This is a genomic window from Streptomyces sp. SID5910 (assembly GCF_009862125.1).
Classification (GTDB): domain Bacteria; phylum Actinomycetota; class Actinomycetes; order Streptomycetales; family Streptomycetaceae; genus Streptomyces.
Genome location: NZ_WWHX01000986.1, coordinates 1 through 2,509, shown reverse-complemented (window position 1 = coordinate 2,509; position 2,509 = coordinate 1). Strand labels below are relative to the sequence as shown.

2 protein-coding genes and 1 pseudogene are annotated in these 2,509 nt (G+C 74.6%); 2 read left to right on the top strand and 1 reads right to left on the bottom strand.

Features of this window, described 5'->3' with window-relative positions; all coding sequences use genetic code 11:
- Positions 1-585: pseudogene (locus tag GTW67_RS35125) on the top strand (Tellurium resistance); the annotation flags it as partial.
- 19 nt (positions 586-604) lie between these two features.
- Here GTW67_RS35125 and GTW67_RS35120 read toward each other — a convergent pair.
- A complete protein-coding gene (locus tag GTW67_RS35120) occupies positions 605-1,831 on the bottom strand; it encodes a glycosyltransferase (protein WP_161168764.1) in 1,227 nt (408 codons plus the stop codon).
- A 38-nt stretch (positions 1,832-1,869) separates the two neighbouring features.
- Between GTW67_RS35120 and GTW67_RS35115 the strand changes: the two genes are divergently transcribed.
- A partial coding sequence (locus tag GTW67_RS35115) for a glutamate racemase (protein WP_161168763.1) occupies positions 1,870-2,509 on the top strand: 640 nt, incomplete at its 3' end.

The following is a 2,509-nucleotide window of genomic DNA, read 5'->3' as shown; positions in this document are numbered from 1 at the left end:
AAGCAGGGCGGCACCTCGGGCGCGATGCGCGTCAACCTCAACTGGGAGGTGCGCAAGCAGTTCTCCGGCTGGGCCCGCAAACTGGGCCGCCCGGTCGCCATGCACGACGACCTGGACCTCGACCTGTGCTGCCTGTACGAGCTGAGCGACGGCAGCAAGGGCGTCGTCCAGGCCCTCGGCAACGCCTTCGGCGCCCTGCACCAGCCGCCGTTCATCCACCTCGACGGCGACGACCGCACCGGCGCCGTGTCGACCGGCGAGAACCTCACCGTCAACCTCGACCACCAGAAGTCCTTCCGGCGCATCCTCGTCTTCGTCACCATCTACGAGGGGGCGCGCTCCTTCGCCGACCTGCACGCCACCGTCACCCTCCAGCCGCAGTACGGCGCCGCGATCGACTTCTCGCTCGACGAGTGCACGGTCCCCTCGACGGTGTGCGCCCTCGCCCTGATCACCAACACCGGCAACGACCTCGTCGTCCAGCGCGAGGCCCGCTACCTGGTGCCGGAGCGCGGCGTGAGCCCGCAGCGGACGGTCGACTACGCCTACGGGTGGGGCATGAACTGGACCCCGGGCCGCAAGTGAACCCTGCCGGCGCGGGCGTTCAGCCCTCGTCGGGCAGGGCGCCCGGACGGGCGTAGGTGCGGCCCTTCCAGGCCGCACCGCGCCCCCGGTAGTGCTGCACCGCCGAGTCGACCGTCATCAGCAGGTACAGGAACGCGGTGAACGGCAGCAGCGGGGCGAGCCACAGCGGCTGCCGGTAGTACCGCAGCATCGGCACGTACGTCCCCGCCATCACCAGCCACGCGGCGGCTCCGCACACCGCCGCCGCCGTCTCCCCGGCCGCCGCGCCCGCGACCGCCGCGGCCGGCGGCACCAGATACACCAGCACCAGGCCGGCGACCGTGCCGGCGAGCAGCAGGGGGTTGTGCCTGAGCTGCGCGTAGGCGCTGCGCGAGACCATCCGCCACAGGTCGTGCAGCCGCGGATAGGGGCGCACACTGTCCACGCCGTCGGCCAGCCCCAGCCACACCCGGCCGCCGCTGCCCTTGACCGCCCGGGCGAGGGCCACGTCGTCGATCACCGCGTGCCGGATGGCGTCCGGGATGCGCGCCCGCCCGGCGGCGTCGGCGCGCAGCAGCACGCAGCCGCCCGCGGCGGCCGCCGTCCGCGTCGGCCTCTTCCCGGCACGGACCTTGCCGATCCACCGGAACGGGTAGAGCTGTGCGAAGAAGTAGACGAAGGCCGGCACCACGAGCCGCTCCCAGGCGCTCTCGACCCTCAGCCGCGCCATCTGCGAGACGACGTCGAAACCGCCGGTGCGGGCCGCGGCCACCAGCTGCCGCAGGCTGTCCGGCGCGTGGGCGATGTCGGCGTCCGTCAGCAGCAGGTACTCGGGCTCCCGCGCGCGTGCCAGCTCGATGCCGTGCCGCACCGCCCACAGCTTGCCCGTCCAGCCCGCCGGCGGCTCCCCGGGCGACGCCACGGTGAGCGGCAGCCCGCCCCGGCGCCCGGCCAGGTCGCGCGCCAGGTCGCCGGTGCCGTCCGTGCTGCCGTCGTCGACCAGGAAGACCTCCGCCCGCCCCGGATAGTCCTGGGCCAGCAGCGACGGCAGGCTCGCCGGCAGGACCTCCGCCTCGTCGCGCGCCGGCACGACGACGCACACCGGAGGCCACACGTCCGGTTCCGCACGGCGGGGCAGTCTGACGTCCGTACGCCAGAAGAAACCCTGGGCGAGCAGCAGCCACAGCCAGGCGGCGAGGGACAGGGCGGATACGACGGTCACGACGGAAGTCCACGCATCGGCGCTCACGTGCGCAGTCTGCCCCACGACGGGGCGCGCGAAGGCCCATCGTCTATCGTGGCCGGGTGAAGATCGCGCTCATGGACTCCGGAATCGGTCTGCTGGCGGCCACCGCTGCGGTACGGCGCCTGCGGCCGGACGCTGATCTGATCCTCTCCCTCGACCCCGACGGCATGCCCTGGGGCCCGCGGACCCCCGAAGACCTCACGGGCCGCGCCCTGGCCGTCGCCGAGGCCGCCGCAGCGCACCGGCCCGAGGCCCTGATCGTCGGCTGCAACACGGCCACCGTGCACGCGCTGCCCGCGCTGCGGGCCCGCTTCGAACCCGGCCTTCCGGTCATCGGCACCGTCCCGGCGATCAAGCCCGCCGCGGCCGGCGGCGGCCCCGTGGCGATCTGGGCGACGCCCGCCACGACCGGCAGCCCCTACCAGCGCGGACTCATCGAGGACTTCGCCGCCGGCACGCCCGTCACCGAGGTGCCGTGCCACGGTCTCGCCGAGGCCGTCGAGCACGCCGACGAGACGGCGATCACCGCCGCCGTCGCCGCCGCGGCCGCGCTGACGCCCGCCGACGTGACGACCGTCGTCCTGGGCTGCACCCACTACGAGCTGGTCGCCGAACGCATCCGCGCCGCCGTGCAGCGCCCCGGCGCCGCCCGCCTCGTCCTGCACGGCTCCGCCGGCGCGGTCGCCGCGCAGGCGCTGC